Source organism: Flavobacterium sp. (genome assembly GCF_043722275.1).
GTDB lineage: Bacteria > Bacteroidota > Bacteroidia > Flavobacteriales > Flavobacteriaceae > Flavobacterium.
In genome coordinates, this window is the sequence record NZ_JAYSPC010000108.1 from 1 (window position 1) to 17,136 (window position 17,136).

The 17,136-nt window shown below is 34.4% G+C and carries 12 protein-coding genes; 2 read left to right on the plus strand and 10 right to left on the minus strand.

The genetic code is table 11. The features are described 5' to 3' along the window. Positions 1-330 precede the first annotated feature (330 nt). Positions 331-3,450 (minus strand): T9SS sorting signal type C domain-containing protein, encoded by a 3,120-nt coding sequence (locus ACHZDT_RS13585; RefSeq protein ID WP_394775169.1) that lies wholly within the window; start codon positions 3,448-3,450, stop codon positions 331-333. Between the two features lie 308 nt (positions 3,451-3,758). Between ACHZDT_RS13585 and ACHZDT_RS13590 the strand changes: the two genes are divergently transcribed. Together ACHZDT_RS13590 and ACHZDT_RS13595 are read left to right on the plus strand one after the other, a co-directional pair. Next, positions 3,759-4,223 (plus strand): regulatory protein RecX, encoded by a 465-nt coding sequence (locus ACHZDT_RS13590; protein WP_394775170.1) that lies wholly within the window; start codon positions 3,759-3,761, stop codon positions 4,221-4,223. 359 nt (positions 4,224-4,582) lie between these two features. Further along, positions 4,583-9,172, plus strand: coding sequence for an Ig-like domain-containing protein (locus tag ACHZDT_RS13595; protein WP_394775171.1), 4,590 nt, complete (start codon positions 4,583-4,585; stop codon positions 9,170-9,172). A gap of 63 nt (positions 9,173-9,235) precedes the next feature. On the opposite strand, the gene ACHZDT_RS13600 is transcribed toward ACHZDT_RS13595, so the two are convergent. The 9 genes from ACHZDT_RS13600 to ACHZDT_RS13640 form a co-directional block, all read right to left on the minus strand. Then, positions 9,236-10,402, minus strand: a complete 1,167-nt coding sequence (locus ACHZDT_RS13600) for a beta-ketoacyl synthase N-terminal-like domain-containing protein (RefSeq protein ID WP_394775172.1) — start codon at positions 10,400-10,402, stop codon at positions 9,236-9,238. Positions 10,403-10,542: 140 nt separating this feature from the next. Continuing rightward, complete coding sequence (gene bioA, locus ACHZDT_RS13605) at positions 10,543-11,814, minus strand: adenosylmethionine--8-amino-7-oxononanoate transaminase (protein ID WP_394775173.1); 1,272 nt, start codon at positions 11,812-11,814, stop codon at positions 10,543-10,545. Between the two features lie 100 nt (positions 11,815-11,914). Beyond that, positions 11,915-12,553 (minus strand): dethiobiotin synthase, encoded by a 639-nt coding sequence (gene bioD, locus ACHZDT_RS13610; protein ID WP_394775174.1) that lies wholly within the window; start codon positions 12,551-12,553, stop codon positions 11,915-11,917. A 165-nt stretch (positions 12,554-12,718) separates the two neighbouring features. Then, positions 12,719-13,333, minus strand: coding sequence for a hypothetical protein (locus tag ACHZDT_RS13615; RefSeq protein ID WP_394775175.1), 615 nt, complete (start codon positions 13,331-13,333; stop codon positions 12,719-12,721). Further along, a complete protein-coding gene (locus ACHZDT_RS13620; protein WP_202700451.1) occupies positions 13,323-13,826 on the minus strand; it encodes an RNA polymerase sigma factor in 504 nt (167 codons plus the stop codon). The genes ACHZDT_RS13615 and ACHZDT_RS13620 overlap by 11 nt, the downstream gene beginning before the upstream one ends. Positions 13,827-13,833: 7 nt before the next feature. Beyond that, positions 13,834-14,697 carry a TraB/GumN family protein gene (locus ACHZDT_RS13625; protein WP_394775176.1) on the minus strand — a complete coding sequence of 288 codons (864 nt, stop codon included), beginning with the start codon at positions 14,695-14,697 and terminating at the stop codon, positions 13,834-13,836. A 56-nt stretch (positions 14,698-14,753) separates the two neighbouring features. Next, entirely contained in the window at positions 14,754-14,945 is a 192-nt protein-coding gene (locus ACHZDT_RS13630; protein WP_394775177.1) for a hypothetical protein, read from the minus strand. A 296-nt stretch (positions 14,946-15,241) separates the two neighbouring features. Further along, positions 15,242-16,378 carry an aminotransferase class I/II-fold pyridoxal phosphate-dependent enzyme gene (locus tag ACHZDT_RS13635; protein WP_394775178.1) on the minus strand — a complete coding sequence of 379 codons (1,137 nt, stop codon included), beginning with the start codon at positions 16,376-16,378 and terminating at the stop codon, positions 15,242-15,244. 78 nt (positions 16,379-16,456) lie between these two features. Further along, positions 16,457-17,095 carry an NAD(P)-dependent oxidoreductase gene (locus ACHZDT_RS13640; RefSeq protein WP_394775179.1) on the minus strand — a complete coding sequence of 213 codons (639 nt, stop codon included), beginning with the start codon at positions 17,093-17,095 and terminating at the stop codon, positions 16,457-16,459. Positions 17,096-17,136: the final 41 nt, after the last annotated feature.

Consider the following 17,136-nt stretch of genomic DNA (forward strand, 5'->3'; position numbering starts at 1 on the left):
AATTTTCAAAGAAAACAGGCAAAAACTAACCCAACTACATCAAAAAAACAACATTTAAATTTCAACATTTCTAAAGATTTTACAATCTTCTTTTTAAGAAATTCTGCTTCAAATAAACTATAAAAAAGAGTGTCTCGCAAGTGTTTTTTTTGAAAAAACCCCTTATCCGACAAACAACAAAAATATCCGATGAAATACACTTTATCTGTTTCAAAAAAAATGATTCAGATAAAAAACCCTACTTTTACAACGGTCATTTTTTAATTTTTTGCATAAAAAAATCCATTTATAAATTTATAAATGGATTTTTTTAACTGAAAAGTGAATTATTTAATAAATTATTTTTTTTGAATGAATATTATTGCTGTCTAAAATCACTTTTACAAACAGTACCTGATTTGACACTTTTAAGTTGTTAATTACTAAATTATTATCTAAAATGTTCGTTTTTTTATAAACTTGCTTACCTGATAAATCATAGATAAAAACGGTACTAATATTTTGATTTCCAAAGGAATTTATTGTGATAATTTTATTCTTTACAGCAATCAATAAATCATTATTTTCGCCTTCATTATCTGTAACTCCTAACGATAAATTTGTGTATCTCAATACAAATCGATCATTGTATGTTCCTGATCTGGTTGTAAAGGTATAATTGCCTGTACGCAGATCATGAATAACGTTTTCAACCTTATCTTCAAGATAAACAGCATGAGTTTCTAAATCGCCTTCTGCATGATCTATCGCAATTGTAAAATCTCCGGTAATTGTACTGCGATATCCTAAAGGAACTACGTCTGTTTCCTGAAATGGCAATGCTCTGCCCTGAATTACATAATTATTTTCGGCATCAACACTGTAAAAATCCAGGTACGGATTTGCATTAAAACTTTTACCGTCAAATCTGTTTTCAAAATCATTGGTAGCTCCATCAACATACGCCACTAACAATTGTTTGAAAGCGCCGCCCTCATTTGTCATGTTCAACCAGATACGATGCACTTCAACTTCGCCCTCTTTTGGATCTTCCGTTTTAAAAAACTGACTGTTATTTGCGCCTCCAATTCTCATTAGATTAGTAAATGCAATAGTTCCCGGAGCATTTGCAGTGGCAAAAAAGGATTGTCCGGCAGCAATTCTGCCCGAAGGAGTATTGTTATTATTTCCGGGAATACTGCCAGTTGGTGCTGGTGCTGTAGCAACTCCGCCACTTAGATTATAACTTGCATAATCATTTGAATTGTATTGATATCCCGGCCCAAAAACTACTGCTGTATTATGTGTCCAAAAATAAAGCGTACCATCTAAAAATCCATTTGCTCCCAGGAAAGTTTCGGCTTTTAAAGCTGATGGATAGGGATTTCCTACTAAATAAGAATTACCTGTTTGTACTGTTTCAGCAGATATATTGCCGTTGTTTGGAACCCCAATAAATGAGGCTGTATAATCAGCACCCACAGTAGTAGAATAAGTTTGTGGTCCCCGAATGATATAACCTTTACCAATTACCATGCTTAAATTTGCATTTGTAGGAACCCAACCTGTTCCATCAAACCCAAAGTATTTATCAAATAACGTAAGAGGAGAAACATCAACTAATTTTTGCGGATTAACCGGTGTAGACCAGTAGATAAAATCAGCAAGACGAATGTTTGAACTCGTACGCTTATAAACAATATTACCCACGTTAGCTGCATTTGTAGTTTGTAATAAACTTGAATTATTTTGAAAAGTTAAAGTTCCTCCGTTATTTGTCAATGCATTAGTTAAAGTTAAAGTGTCAAAAGACTGAATTGAAACATTTACTCCTGAATTTACCGTACAGCTACAAGCAGCAACATCTCCCGCTCCTGCTCCGGCAGATGTAAAGTTTCCTGCAAAAACGATATTTTGATCAGCAGTTGGTGTACCATTAGACCAAGAGGATGTATAAGTATTTGTAACCAATCCCGGCACTATGGCGTTTGCTGAACTTGCCGAAGTACACGTTCCGTTATTGACGATAAAAGTATATGTATTTGCAGCAAGCCCGATAATACTTGTTGTAGTTCCTGAATATGGTTTTACAATAGCTCCCGGATTCATAGTCAAAGTTCCGCCAGAAGGTAATCCGCTCAAAGCCACAGTACCAGTAGGAACCGCACATGTAGGAAGCGTTATTGTTCCAATAATTGGAGCCGCCGGCAGAGTATTTACTGTAACAGCTGTAACACTAGAATTTGCAGAAATACAAGGTCCGTTTTGAACAACTGCTCTAAATTGAGTAGTTTGAGTTAATGCCCCCGATGTATAAGTTGTAAGTCCGGCAGTACTTGAAATATCTGCCCAGACAGTAAAAGGACTTACCGAAGATTGCCAATTTACTACTGTTCCTGTTTGTCCTGACAATGACAATGCTGCACTTGTAAAACCACTACAAATTGTAGTCCCTCCAATAACTGTACCTCCCGTGCTTGCTCCTGAAATTGTGACGTTTGCCACATTTGTTACTGAAACATTCGAAGAACAAACACCAGATGCTAATCCCGTAATTGCTATAGCACTAGCTCCTACAGTGGTTAAACCTACGGCCGTAAATGTTCCTGTACCTGCGGTAGTAACTGTCATTGTTGCCGTTAATCCAGTCTGTGCAGGACTACTGCGATTATAAGTTACTGTATAAGTTCCTACAGGCAAATTAGCTGCACTTGCAGATACTGTGATTGTTGAAGCCCCAACTGCTGAGCAAGCATTACTTGCTGTCGCACCTGTCATGCTGTAGGTTGGGCATGTATATGTTACTTTTATTTGGCCATTTCCGCCTTTATTATTACCAATACCCAGTAAAACCAGACCGCCGCCACCGCCGCCGCCAATTGTACCGCCATTACCTCCAGCCCCGGCTAATGTTGCTCCTGAACCTCCCGCTCCTCCTCCTGTAACAGCAGCTCCACCGTTAACACCATTTGCATCGTTACCGTTTGCAGCAGTTCCTGCGCTGGCTCCGGCACCACCTGAAAATAATAATGCGAGTACAAGACTTCCGTTAGATCCTTTTCCTCCGGAAAAACTTGTACCTGTACCACCTGCACCACCAATACCTGAAGCACCACCAATTCCACTTGTTCCACCAACGCCTCCATTAGCTACTACAGTTGAAAAACTAGATGCCGTTCCACTAATACCACTTGTAGTAGCTCCTAATCCTCCGGCACCAACTATGTAACTTATTGAAGTGTTTGGAGTCACTGTAATTATAGCTTTACTGTAACCGCCGCCTCCGCCGCCGCCTGCTGAGCTACTTGTATCGTTTCCTCCTCCGGCTCCTCCGGCTCCCCAACATTCAGCTGTTACGGACGTAAGTCCTGCCGCAACTGCAAATGAACCATTGGTTGTAAACGTATTTGTGGTCTGAGACCATGAACAGATAAAAATAAAAAAGGAAAATAGAGATAGTTTTAGTCTCATAATAGTAGGATTAAATATTAATGGCTTTAATTATTTTGTCTTATTTATAGGAAATACTGAAAAAAAAGATTTTTTTTGCGACTTAAAAATTAATTCGGGAATTAGCATTTTACAAAAAAAAGCCCCGTATCTAAGTTACTGTAATAAAGCTATTTATACATAAAAAAGAGTTATTTACTTACAAAAATTACATATACTTAAATTATTTAACTTAGTTTTCCCAAAAAAATACAGCTTTAGTTGTAAATTCTTACTTTTTGTATATAAAAAACAAAATTTTATCATTTGAAAAATAAACGGTTAAAGTCATGACAAATAAAGAGGCTTTGTTAAAATTAGAGCACTTTTGTGCCTATCAGGAAAGATGCCATTCTGAGGTTGTGAGTAAATTGTACAGCCTAAAAATGACTTCGGACGAAATTGATACTATTGTAGTTCAATTAATTGAAAGTAACTTTTTAAATGAGAGTCGTTTTGCATGCAGTTTCGCCAGAGGAAAACATCGTATAAAACATTGGGGAAGAATCAGGATTACAAATGAACTGAAAATGAGGAATATTTCTGCTTTCAATATTACTTTGGCATTAAAAGAAATTTCATCTGAAGAATATGAAACTACTTTTGAAGCGCTTTCTGAAAAATGCTGGAATAGTATCCAGGAAAAAAATATTCTGAAAAAGAGAAAAAAATTCTGCGATTATATGTTACGTCGTGGTTACGAAAGTTTTTTAGTTTATGATAAAGTTACTTTTTTAGAGAAAGAACTTTCATGAATTTTCAATTTGGAAGAAACCACAAAAACCTCTTAAATTTTCTTACTTTTCAATAGCCTGATTTTTAGCACATTTTGCGAAATAATCAGCGTTACTCGCTTTTTTTGGAATAAAATTTCAAAAAATCTTGTTTTTACGCCTCTAAATTGCGATTTTTCTTATATTTAAAAACTAACATTTATAAGAAATAACATGAATATGCATTTTTATAAGTGTAGCTCATCGACTTTTTTAACACTTTAACGATTATATACTGGTTCTAAAAACCTATCTATTTACTAACACGTAGATGTGTCTATATTTGTGCGGGCAAATTTTATCCTATGCCAGCATAACAAATTGTATAGAAAACATTTAACATGAAAAAAACTTTACTTTTACTTTTATTTTTGCCCTTTTTGGGATTTAGTCAGGTTGACTTGGTAAAATGGAATGCTTCCTTAGGTGGTAATAGAAATACCCCGGTTTATGATAATACTATTTTATATCCTACAGCAAGTGTGGCAGATTTTACAACTGCAGGTGTTGGAACGGTAACATATGATACTTCTGATGCTGCAAATCCTTTTTTCATAATAGGAAACTGGCCAAATGCCCAACAAAATGAAGGTGGTTATGATGCATCAAAATATATTGAGTTTAAAATAACGCCAACGGCTAATCGAAAACTTGATTTAAGCACTTTTAGTTTTACCTATAAAAGTCAGGGCGGAACTACAGAAAAGTTCCAGATTCAATATTCTAAAGACAATACCTTTTCAAGTAATGTAAAAGTGTTAGTTCCGGAAACAATTAGTTCTACTACCTGGAACACAATAACTCCGGCTTTTTCACCGGAAATAAGTCCGGTATTACCTGGAGAAATCGTTTATGTTCGTGTTTATGTTTACAACTCCTCTAACAATTTTCATTTTAGAACTGGTACAAGTGCTTCAAATACTCCTCCGGTAATTAAAGGAACTTCTTCTAATTTTGATTCGACTAAAGTTTTAGCGATCAACGATTACGTAAGTACTAAAAAGGAATTGGGAATAAATATTTCTCCTTTGAGCAACGACGTGAAAAAAGAAAATGTAACTTCAATTACCATTTCTACTCCGCCAATTGCATCTCAGGGAAGCGCAATTTTAAATCCTGATAAAACTATAACATTTAATCCTGCTAAAAACTTTACAGGAAAAGCGACATTCAAATATACTATCAGCGACGGTACAAATCCGTCATCTGAAGGAACAGTAGAAATCAATGTATCAGATAGTACTCCTGAAGGATTAGTAATCTGGAATGCAAAAACAAGTACTGACTTAAATAAACCTACAGTTAATTCTCCATATGTTACAGCAGCAAATGTTGCTGGTACTGGTATTTCGGCTATTGGTTATAATAATAGTGAAGATTCAAGCAATCCGTTTTATACCACTTCAGGCTGGCCAAATACACAAGATAATGGCGGAAGTTATAATGCTGCAAAATATATAGAATTCAAAATGACTGCAGACGCAAGTCATAAAGTAGACTTAAGCACTTTTGCATTTACATACAGAGCTCAGGGAGGTACTACACAAAAAATTAGAATTAATTATTCAAAAAGCAGCACTTTCAGCACAGATGTCAGGGCTTTGCTAACAGAAACAACAACTTCAACAAACTGGACCACAATTACTCCTGCTTTTGCATCTGATCTAAATACTCTTTCAGCAGGCGAAAGTGTTTATATCCGCGTTTACGTTTATAATACTTACGATGCTTTTCATTTTAGAACAAAAACAGCGATCAATGGAACTATAAAAGATGTTAATACTTTAACGGCAAATAATGATGATATCAGCACACCTGTAAATCAGGCTGTCGTTATTCCCATTTTATCAAATGACGTAGTTGGCGGTTCTGCTTTACAACTAATAACTGTAACGCAGCCTACAAATGGTACAGTAACTGTTAACGGTACTACAAGTGTTACTTTTACTCCCTCAAGTAGTTTTACAGGAACAACTTCATTTACATATACTTTAAAAAATGCAGCTTCAAATTATTCATCAGCAACAATTGGTGTTTTAGGAACTGCGGCAGTTTGTGCGGCATCTCCAACAGCTGGTATTAATTACTGGAAAGGATCTGTTTACACTTATACAGGAAACACGCCGGCAACAACAACGTATGTTGGATCTGTTGCAGAAAAAGCTATTTTTGACCGAAACATAGCCGATGGTACAATTACTGGAGATTCTAGTGTTGAGGCAGACGCATTTTGTGGAACGGTTCCCAGCGATAAGTTTTTTGTTCGCTATTTAATGAAAGCCACAACGACAGCAGAAACTTATAATATTACATTAGGTGCTGACGACGGTGTAAGACTATATATTGACGGAACATTAGTTACAATGGCTCCTACAAATTCATGGAGTGATCATAGTTATGTTGCTTACTCGACACAATATACTTTTACTGCAGGTACACATGATTTTGTTTTAGAATATTATGAAAATGCAGGTTCATCAAGAGTATCATTTTCATATGGTGCTGTAAAAGGTGACCCAACAGTTTATGGTGATAACAAATGGAATGTTTATGGTTATACATTAGCAGACATATCTTTACCGGCTGCCAGCTATGCAGGAAATTATGTAGATAATAACTTAAATATAAATACTCAGACATTCTGGAACAGAACTAAATCACCTTCTTACACAGCTACTTGGCAAGGTGCTCCTATGAATGTTGACCAATTTGCAATCACTTATAAACGTCAGGGTTTTCCTTGTGGTCGTTACCAGATACAATTAGTAAATTGTGATGATATTGGCGAAATTTACGTAGATGGTGTAAAAGTTTATACTCAATCAGGTTATACTAATACTTCAACATTAATAAATAGCGGACAACAATATAGCTTAAACAAAAATTCTAAAGTTGAAGTTCGTCTTAGAGAAGATGCCGGTGACGCTAATTTAGCCATCAATTTTATTGACGTGCCTTTTAGTTATGACGGATCAACTGCTCCGCCAACAAACTCTTCTATCATAATAAACAATGATTTTACTTTAACAAATGATTTAGAAGTTTGTTCATGTACAGTTGCAGCGGGTAAAACACTTACAATTGCAACTGATAAAGTACTAACTGTAAATGAAAATGTTACTGTAAATTCAACTGGTAAAATAGTGGTTCAAAACAGTGGTTCACTTGTACAAACAAACAATGCTTCTACTTATACAGGTAGCACAACTTCGTTTGAACTTAACAGAAACACAACCCCTATAAATCGTTTTGATTATACGTATTGGTCGTCTCCGGTAATTAATCAAACATTATATAATTTATCTCCAACCACTTTGTTTGACAAATATTTAGAGTTTGACGCATCAGCTAATGACTGGAAATATTTAAATGGAGGAAATTACGTAATGCAGCCAGGAAAAGGATACATCATCAGAGGGCCACAATCGTATGCTGCAATTGGAAATCCACAAATTTACCAAGGAAAATTTATTGGAGTACCAAATAATGGTATCATCACAACTCCGGTTACAAATAAAGCCGGTAATACAACAACAATAAATTTATTAGGTAATCCATATCCATCGGCTTTAAATGCAGATCAGTTTTATGCAGATAATAGTGCTGTAATTAAGGGAACTTTTTATCTATGGACACATTCAATTACACCGGTTCCTAATGCAAACGGTCAATTTGTTTACAGCGATTCAAGCTATATTTCATACAACGCAACTGGTTCAACCGGAGCAGGCGATTTTACAAATTGTACTACTTGTGGAGGAACTAAACTTAGCGGAAATATTGCTTCCGGACAAGGATTTTTTGTAGAAGCTAAAACAACAGGAAATGTGGTGTATAATAATGCATTAAGAGTAAAAACAACAGCAAGTAATAATCAGTTTTCAAAAACAGCAAAAACGGTTGTGGAGAAAAACAGAGTTTGGCTGAATCTTAAAAATAATGATGGCGCTTATAACGAAATGCTTTTAGGTTATATCACCGGAGCAACAAATGAACTAGATGACGCTTATGATGGAGATACTTATGCCTCAGGAACAGCATTATATTCAATATTAGGCGAAAATAATTTAGTTATTCAAGGTCGTGCTTTACCATTTGAAGAGCAAAAAGAAATAATTCCATTAGGATATATGGCAAGTACAGCTACAGAATATACAATTGGTATTGAAAGTGTTGACGGATTATTTAGCAGTAAAAATGTTTATTTATTAGATAAAACTAATAATGTCGTAACAAATTTATCTGAATCAAGATATACTTTTACTACTAAACCCGGAACATTTAATGATCGTTTTGTACTTTCATTTTACAAAAAAACTGAAACTATCGCTCCTACTGAGGAACCAAAACCTGTAGATCCAGTAGTAACTGAACCTACGACTCCTGTTGTAACCGAGCCTGAAACTCCTGTAGTAACTCAACCAGAAACACCTGTAGTAACTCAGCCGGAAACGCCCGTAGTTACTCAACCGGAAACTCCTGTAGTAACTCAACCTGAAACACCTGTAGTAACCGAGCCTGAAACTCCTGTAGTAACTCAACCTGAAACACCTGTAGTAACCGAGCCTGAAACTCCTGTAGTAACTCAACCTGAAACTCCTGTAGTAACCCAACCGGAAACGCCTGTTGTAACAACGCCGGGAGGAAATCCAACTCCTGAAAACCCAACGCTGGAAGTTCCTACAACACCGGAAATTACCAGAAAAGAGATTATCATTTATCAGTCAAATAATCAAATCATGATTGAATCTGATCTATTGAATATTGAATCTGTATATGTTTATGATGTTTTAGGTCGAAATATTTTTAATAAAGAAAATGTACATACAACATCTTACACAATTGATCAATTATCGATTCAGCATCAAGTAATAATTGTGAAAGTCAGGACAGAAGACAGCAAAATAATTACCAAAAAAGTAATTTTCTAATTAACAAAAAAACCATTCGTTGAGGCGAATGGTTTTTTTTTATTTCTTTTTCTTATTTATAAGTTATGGCTTTTCGATCAAAATACTAACCGCATTTCCACCAAAACCAACAGCATTAATTAAAACTCTTTGAATTGATTTTGTCTGATTTTGTTTTTTTCCAAAAGGAATTCCGATAAAAGTATCATGTTGAAACATTAAAAGAGCCAGTTCTAAACTCAATATTCCGGATGCTCCAAAAGTATGTCCAATCTTCCATTTATTTGTCGTTAATAAAGGCAATTCAGATCCAAAAACTTTTTCAATAGCCCGTAACTCCGTTAAATCACCTTTTATTGTTCCCGGAGCGTGCATGACAATAACATCAATACTTTGCAAATCAACATCCTTCAAAGCCATTTTCATCGATTTTTGAAAACAGGTTGCTTCCGCGGAAATCGAAATATTATGTTCTAAAATCTCCGTTGCATATCCTACACCGGTAACGTACGCAATCGCATTGTCCGTTTCACCAGATTCCAAACAACAAACCGCGGCGCCTTCACCTAAAATCATTGTATTCTGAGTTTTCTCAAAATCAAAAGCCAGATTTGGCCAAAGTTCCTCGTCCTGATTGATTCTGGAATATATTTTTAAAGCACGCATCTGAGCAATCGTAAAATCAGTTAAAGGAGCTTCACTTCCGCCAACTAAAAATTTATCTGCCATTCCGGATCTCAGCCACGCAACGCCATTTAATACTGCATGAAGTGCCGTTGAACACGTTATAGAATGCGAAATTTCAGGACCATTACTTTGCAAATCATGCGCAATCCAGGAAGATATATTTCCTAAAGTTGTGGTTGGTGAAGCTAAAGTCTGGGCTTTTCCGGTATCTAAATATGCCGAATAATGTTTTTCGAATAAATCTGTTGCGCCACGAGACGATCCAATATTGATTCCGAAGATATCATCTGAATTCCATCCTGCTTGTTGAACCGCTTTTCGAGAAGCTGCTAAAGCAAATAAAACCGAATCATCTAAAAACTTATATTTAATATCAGATTCTCTTAATTCAGCTATAATTAGCTTTGATTCGGCATCAAGACAAGCTACCGAAGTTTCCTGCTGATCTAAAAATTGTTTAGAAAAACAATGTTGATTGTCGAGATATCTTTCCCAAATTTCTTCAGCGGTATTCCCTAAAGGCGAGATAGAAGAAAAAGCTGTTATAGCAATTTTAGTATTCAAAGTTGTATTTTTAATCGCAAAGTTCGCGAAGTTTTGTGAAAAGGGCACACAGATGACACAGATTAAACGGATTTTCACTGTTTTTTTATTATAATCAACGAAAATCCGTTTAACCCGTTTAAAACCCGTGGGCAAAAAAATCATACCATCTCAATAGCTTCTTCAATAATCGAATATACTTTTTGAAGCTGTTCATTTGTCATAATATAGGGCGGAAGGATATAAACAATATTACCAACCGGTCTTAAAATCACTCCTTTTTCAATAAAGAAATTATAGAGCTTATTTCGCATAGATCCATAATAGCTTTCCTGAGAATCTGATTTGATTTCGACTGCAAAAATAACGCCTAATGTTCTCGCGGTTATTACTTTTGAATGAGTTTCGATTTTCTTTTGAAAAATTAAATGACTTGCATTGATTCTTTCAATATTAGCTTGCATTTCATCCGTTTGTAACAAATCCATACTTGCTAAAGCTGCCGCACAACCCGTGGGATTCGCCGTAAAAGTATGACCATGAAATAATGCTTTATTAATATCATCATCATAAAAAGCATCAAAAACATCTTGCGTAAAAGTCGTAATCGCCATTGGGATTGTTCCTCCGGTTAATGCTTTTGATAAACAAATCATATCCGGATTTTCAGCAACATAATCCATCGCGAAAGTTTTTCCGGTTTTACCAAAACCTGTCATCACTTCATCAGCAATCGTCAAGACTTTATTTGCTGCACAAATCCTGATTAGTTTTGCTAAAGCTTCAGGTTCGTACATCACCATTCCAGCCGCGCCTTGTACCAAAGGTTCAAAAATAAATCCGGCACAATTATGATTCTCAATTACATTTTTCAAAGCATTAAAACTTTCTTCTTCCTTTCCTTTCACCGGAACCGGAATCCGAACCACGTCTATAAACATTCCCTGAAAAGCTTGTGTATAAAATGAGATTCCGCTTGCTGCCATTGCTGCAAAAGTATCTCCGTGAAATGCATTTTCGAAAGCAATTATTGTAGTTCTTTTTTCATTTTTATTGAAGAAATACTGCAAAGCTACTTTAATCGCTACTTCAACAGCAGTTGAACCATTATCAGAAAAGAAGATCTTTTGCTGATTTTTGGGCAAAATTTCCATTAGTCTTTCTGCCACTTTTATTGCTGGTTCATGGGTAAAACCGCCAAATAAAACATGTTCAAGAGTTGTCAATTGTTTGTAAATCGCATCGGCAATAAATTTATTACTATGCCCAAACGGATTCACCCACCACGAAGCAATCGCATCTATATATTCCTTTCCGTTTTCATCCCAAAGCAAAGCGCCTTCGCCTCTTGAAATCGCAATTGGAGTTTGTGCCGTTTTATGTTGTGTATAAGGATGCCAAAGGTATTGACTGTCTTTTTCGGTTAATGTCATGTTATTAGAATAAAGAAAACAGAATAAAGAACAAAGATTTAACGTCTCTGAATAGAGACAAAGATAGGAAAGTCTATTTTCTTTATTCTATATTCTGACTCTATAAATTAAGAAGGTTTTCCCGGAACAAGTCTGCGTATTCCTTAATTACATTTTGATCAAAATACGGTTCCTGATCAATTCTCCCGATTAATTTTATTCCGGTTTTATTGATAATTATATTTTCCGTCGATTTGTTTTCGCTTCCGCTGAAGATAATTCCCGAAACTTGAAAACCCCTATTTCTGATTGCTTCTATCGTTAATAAAGTATGATTGATGCTTCCTAAATAATGTCTTGAAACAACAATTATTTTATAATCGGGTTGAATTAAATCTATAATGGTTTCATTTTCATTTAACGGAACAAAAATTCCTCCCGCGCCTTCAATTACTAAATGATTATCCGTTTTGGGTTCAACAATTTTGTTTAAATCAATTATAATTCCATCAATTTCCGCAGCCAAATGCGGACTTGCCGGCGTGTTTAATGCATAAGCATTTGGGTAAAATTGGGATTTGGCACTTCGACTTTGCTCAGTATGACATCCTAATAGGTTTTTAACTTTATGACTATCAGAGTTTTCTAAATCTCCCGCCTGAATTGGTTTCCAATAATCAGCTTCTAAAGCTTCAACAATAATTGCAGAAGCTATGGTTTTACCAACATCGGTAGAAATTCCTGTTACAAATATTTTCATAAGCTTTTTTGTTTCACAAAGATGCACAAAGAAAGCTCAGAGATTCACAAAACAGTTTTTTTCTTTGTGTAGCTTTTGTTTTCTTCGTGTTTCTCTGTGTTATAACTTTTCTCAAAAATACCAATAAAAACAAAACCCATCATTACGATGGGTTTATTGTTTTGATTATTCTTCTTTTAGTTCGTCGATTACTTTTTTAATTTCTTTCGCATATTTTCCATAGAAATGATGAACCCACCATTCTAAAGCCAATCCCATAAATAAAATAGAGAATATGATTACCGAAAACAAACTTATAAGTTGTGAATTACTAAAACTCAGCATTTGAAAATTAGATGAACCCGCAAATTTCGAATACAAAAATCCAATTAAAAACAAAATCATAAATGGCGTTAAGGCAAATCCGAAAGTTTTGTACAATTCCATATTCAATCTCACATCAAAATAGGTTTCATATAAACTGTCTTTTGTTTTTAGAGTAATATTATTTAGCCTTTTATAAAATAAATACAACTTTACCAGATAATATATACACACCGCAACAAAAATACTAAAGAGCAAATAAAAAGGAGTCAGCCATTTTGCTTCAAAATGATATATAAGAGGCACAAATCCAATTGAAATTACAGTTATAATTTGATAGATAAGTTCATTTTTAAGATTTTTTCTAATCTTATCCAAAGGCGTATTTGCCGTTTGTATTTTTTCTAAATTATTAGGAAGAACAACGTTTTCAGTTTTTTCGTTATTCCATGCGTTTTGTATATCGTTAAAATCCATATCCTTGATTTTTAATTATTTCTTTTAATTTCTCTTTTGCCCTGTTTAATTTTACTCTTGCGTTTCCTTCAGATATTCCCAGATTTTCTCCTATTTCTTTATGTGAGAATCCTTCTAACTGATAGAAAATAATCGCTTTATCAATTTTTTCGAGTTTTTGAACCGCTTTATAAAAGTGATCTATCTGGCTTTCCTTAATATGCGAATCGCCTTCATCATCTTTAATATTTTCTGAAGCGATTTCGTATTTATCAACTTTCCGCTTTTCTTTTTTCAGAAAAACAATTGCCGTATTTACTGCAACGCGATACATCCAGGTCGAAAACTGACTTTCGTTTCTAAAAGAATCATACGATTTCCAAAGCTGACAAATAATCTCCTGAAACAAATCTTGCTGATCGTCAGGATTATCCATGTACATTTTAGAAACCTTGTAGAGGATTCCTTTATGACTTTCGATTCTATTTAAAAATTCTTGTTCTTTCTCTTTCAAAATAGTACTAATTCATTACTGGTTTTACCTGATATCCTGCTTTTCTTAACAAATTAATTATTCCTTCTTCACCAGCTAAATGCGCTGCTCCAACTGCTACAAACAGGCTTTCTTTTTTCATCATTTCAGGTAATAATTTTACCCAGTTCTGATTTCTTTCTTCAAGCATATATTTTTTAGCTTTCGCATTCATTAATTTCTCGGCAGTACTATTGTTATATAATTCTTGTAAGTTTTCTTTTTTATAATTTGTCACAAGCAAATTTGTTTCCTCAACATCAGATTCATCTAACATTGCTATCATTTCAGCATCAGAATATGCGTTTTCAAAACTTTTAAATTGAGATTTGACTGTTTCTAATCCATCAACTTTTAAATTTCTTTTCTTCGCGCTTTCAATAAACTCCATTTCATAAAATTTGACATCAGTACAACCAAAGGTTTTCATAGAAATCAGACTCATTACTGTCATTAAACTAAAAGCATCTACTTGCTGAACGGTCATTCCGGTTGTCTTTTTTAAAATTGCATCTAATTTAGACAATTGTTCCGGATTTAATTTTTTACTTAAAGGTTGTTCGCCCATTGCCATTTGCTGCATTGTTGTCATTTCTTTTGGATCGGCTAAATTGACTTCTAATACTAATTCAGTCGAAGCGTCAAGTGCTTTTTTTGTTTTATCAGATAAAAAATAATCCGGTCCACAAATCATATGAATGGTTCCATATAAATAAGAGGTTTTTGTTAAACCTTTTCCTGACATCTCCCATAAAAGAGAATTTTCAAGTTTTGGAGATTTATCTTGCGCCTGAGCCGAAGAACTAAAAACGAATACGATTGCTAAAACTGCTGATTTGAATAAATTTTTCATTTTGTTGATTGATTAATGTTATTAATTGATTGATTTGATGATTAAAACTCCTGTTATTATTTGCCGTATTTTTCTCTTTTTACCGAAGCGAAAGTAGCTACAAGCAAACAAATAATGATAATAAAAAATTGAGGATAAGGTTTGCCATATAAATGATGGCTGACCAAAGAATAAGTTATTTGTAATGATGTTAAAAAAAGCAACACATTACAAATGATTTTTTTGATTGATGTGATTATTGTTTTCATAATTATTTTGGTTTATTTGATTACGACTCGTAAGTAATCAAACATTCAAAACGTTACAAAAAAAAATCAACCTTTTTTAGAAAGTGAGGAAATATAGGGCTTGACGGTTTGATTTTTTATAGCTGGGTTAAAAAAAATGCCCACGGATGGAACGGATTAAACTGGTTAACGCAGATTTTTACAAATGTCACCCTGAGCGGAGTCGAATGCTTGCTTGTTGAAACGGGGCTTCGACTCCGCTCAGCCTGACAACCCTATAAAATTCTTAAACACAAGAAATCAAAAACATCAATACCTTAAAACACAAAATCTCTAAGTAGTTCTAATAAATGATTTATTTCTTCCTCTGAGTTAAAACTATGAATACAAAAACGCAAACGCTCTTGTCCTTCCGGAACTGTTGGCGAAAGAATTGGTTTTACGTCAAATCCTTTATCTTGTAATTGTTGTGCCAATTGTTTTACGTTTTCATTTCCGGAAACAATTGCAGATTGTATTGCTGATTTACTCCGAACAAACATTGGCTTTAAGCCAAGTAAATTTTTCTGTTGGTTGAAAACAACAATATTTTGACGCAATTTGCGGATTTTTTCTTTTTCGATTTCCAATTGCTGATACGCTATTAAAATTGTAGCGACTGAATGCGGGGATAATCCCGTTGTATAAATAAAACTTCGGGCAAAATTTACGAGATATTCTTTAAGATCGGTACTTCCTAAAATTACTGAACCGTGGCAACCTAATCCTTTTCCGAAAGTCATTATTCTTGCAAAAATTCTATTGTGTAAGTTAAGATACTGAATTAGTCCTTCGCCTTTTTCTCCAAAAACACCTAAAGTATGTGCTTCGTCAACTACTAAATAACAGTTGTACTTTTCAGATAATTCAACTAATTCTTCTAAGTTGGGACTATCGCCATCCATAGAAAAAACAGTTTCGGTAACAATATAAATATTGGTGTCAGGGAATTTTTGAATCAGATGTTCTAAATCTTCAAAATCATTGTGATTGAATTTATAGGATTTGGCATTTGACATTACAATTCCGTCGCGAATAGAAGCGTGACTTAATTCATCATACAAAATAACGTCATTTCGTTGCGGCAGAGCGCTAAAAAAACCAAGATTGGCATCGTAACCCGAATTAAAAATTAAAGCGGATTCAGACTCATGAAACTCTGCAATAAAGGTTTCTGCAATTTGATAAACAGCATGGTTTCCTGAAATCAAACGAGAACCTGTTGCACCGTTTTGAAAAATTTCGTTTTCCAACAAATATGCATGGGTTAACTTAAAAATAGATTCGGATTTTGAGAATCCAATATAATCGTTTGAAGAAAAGTCTACTAAATTATTAAACACAGGTAATTTCCTAAGCGAATTATTCTGCTTACGATTTTCGAGCTTTTGAGTGAGATTTGCAGGTAATTTCATAAAAGCAAAGTTATGAAATTGAAGTTGATATTAAATAAACAGCGGGTTTGATATCGCCCGCTGTTTTTAATTTACTTTTTAAATTGTACTTATAAAAGGAGATTGTCCATTGTATTCTGAATCAATCATTTCTCTGATCATAAATTTTGCGATGTCATAGGCGCTGATTTTATCTCCTAAACAATCTTCGATATTTACAGAAATCGCACTGCTTATATCTGTAAATTCAATAAACGGAACTCGAACTTGCGTCCAATTTACTTTACTTTCAACCAATAAATCATACGCTTTTTGTCGGTCTTGCTGAATTACAGGGAAATTGGCTTTCATCCAATCGGTTGCCATTTGAGTTTTTGAACTCTTTTTATCAAATGGCGTATCGATATTTAATCCGGCTAATAAAACATAACGCTGAATTTCATAATCTTTCATCACATTCAGTATATTTTTAGTGACGGAACTTGCGACAAGAGGCTCGTCTTTCCGTTGTCCAATTGTACTCAAAACTGCCAGACAATCTTTAAGCAATAATTTTATGGATGCTAAATCAAGAGCATCGCCTTTAATAATTTCTATTTGTGAGTTTTGAATTGTGAAGTTCTCCGGATTTCTGAGCAAAAGTTTTATGCTGAATCCTTCTTTTAACAACTGGTTTACAAGATAATTTCCAGTTCTTCCGCCACCGCCTAAAACGGCAACCTTTTTTATATTTTTCATATATATTCTTTATAAAATTTGAAATAGATAATTTGCGTTTC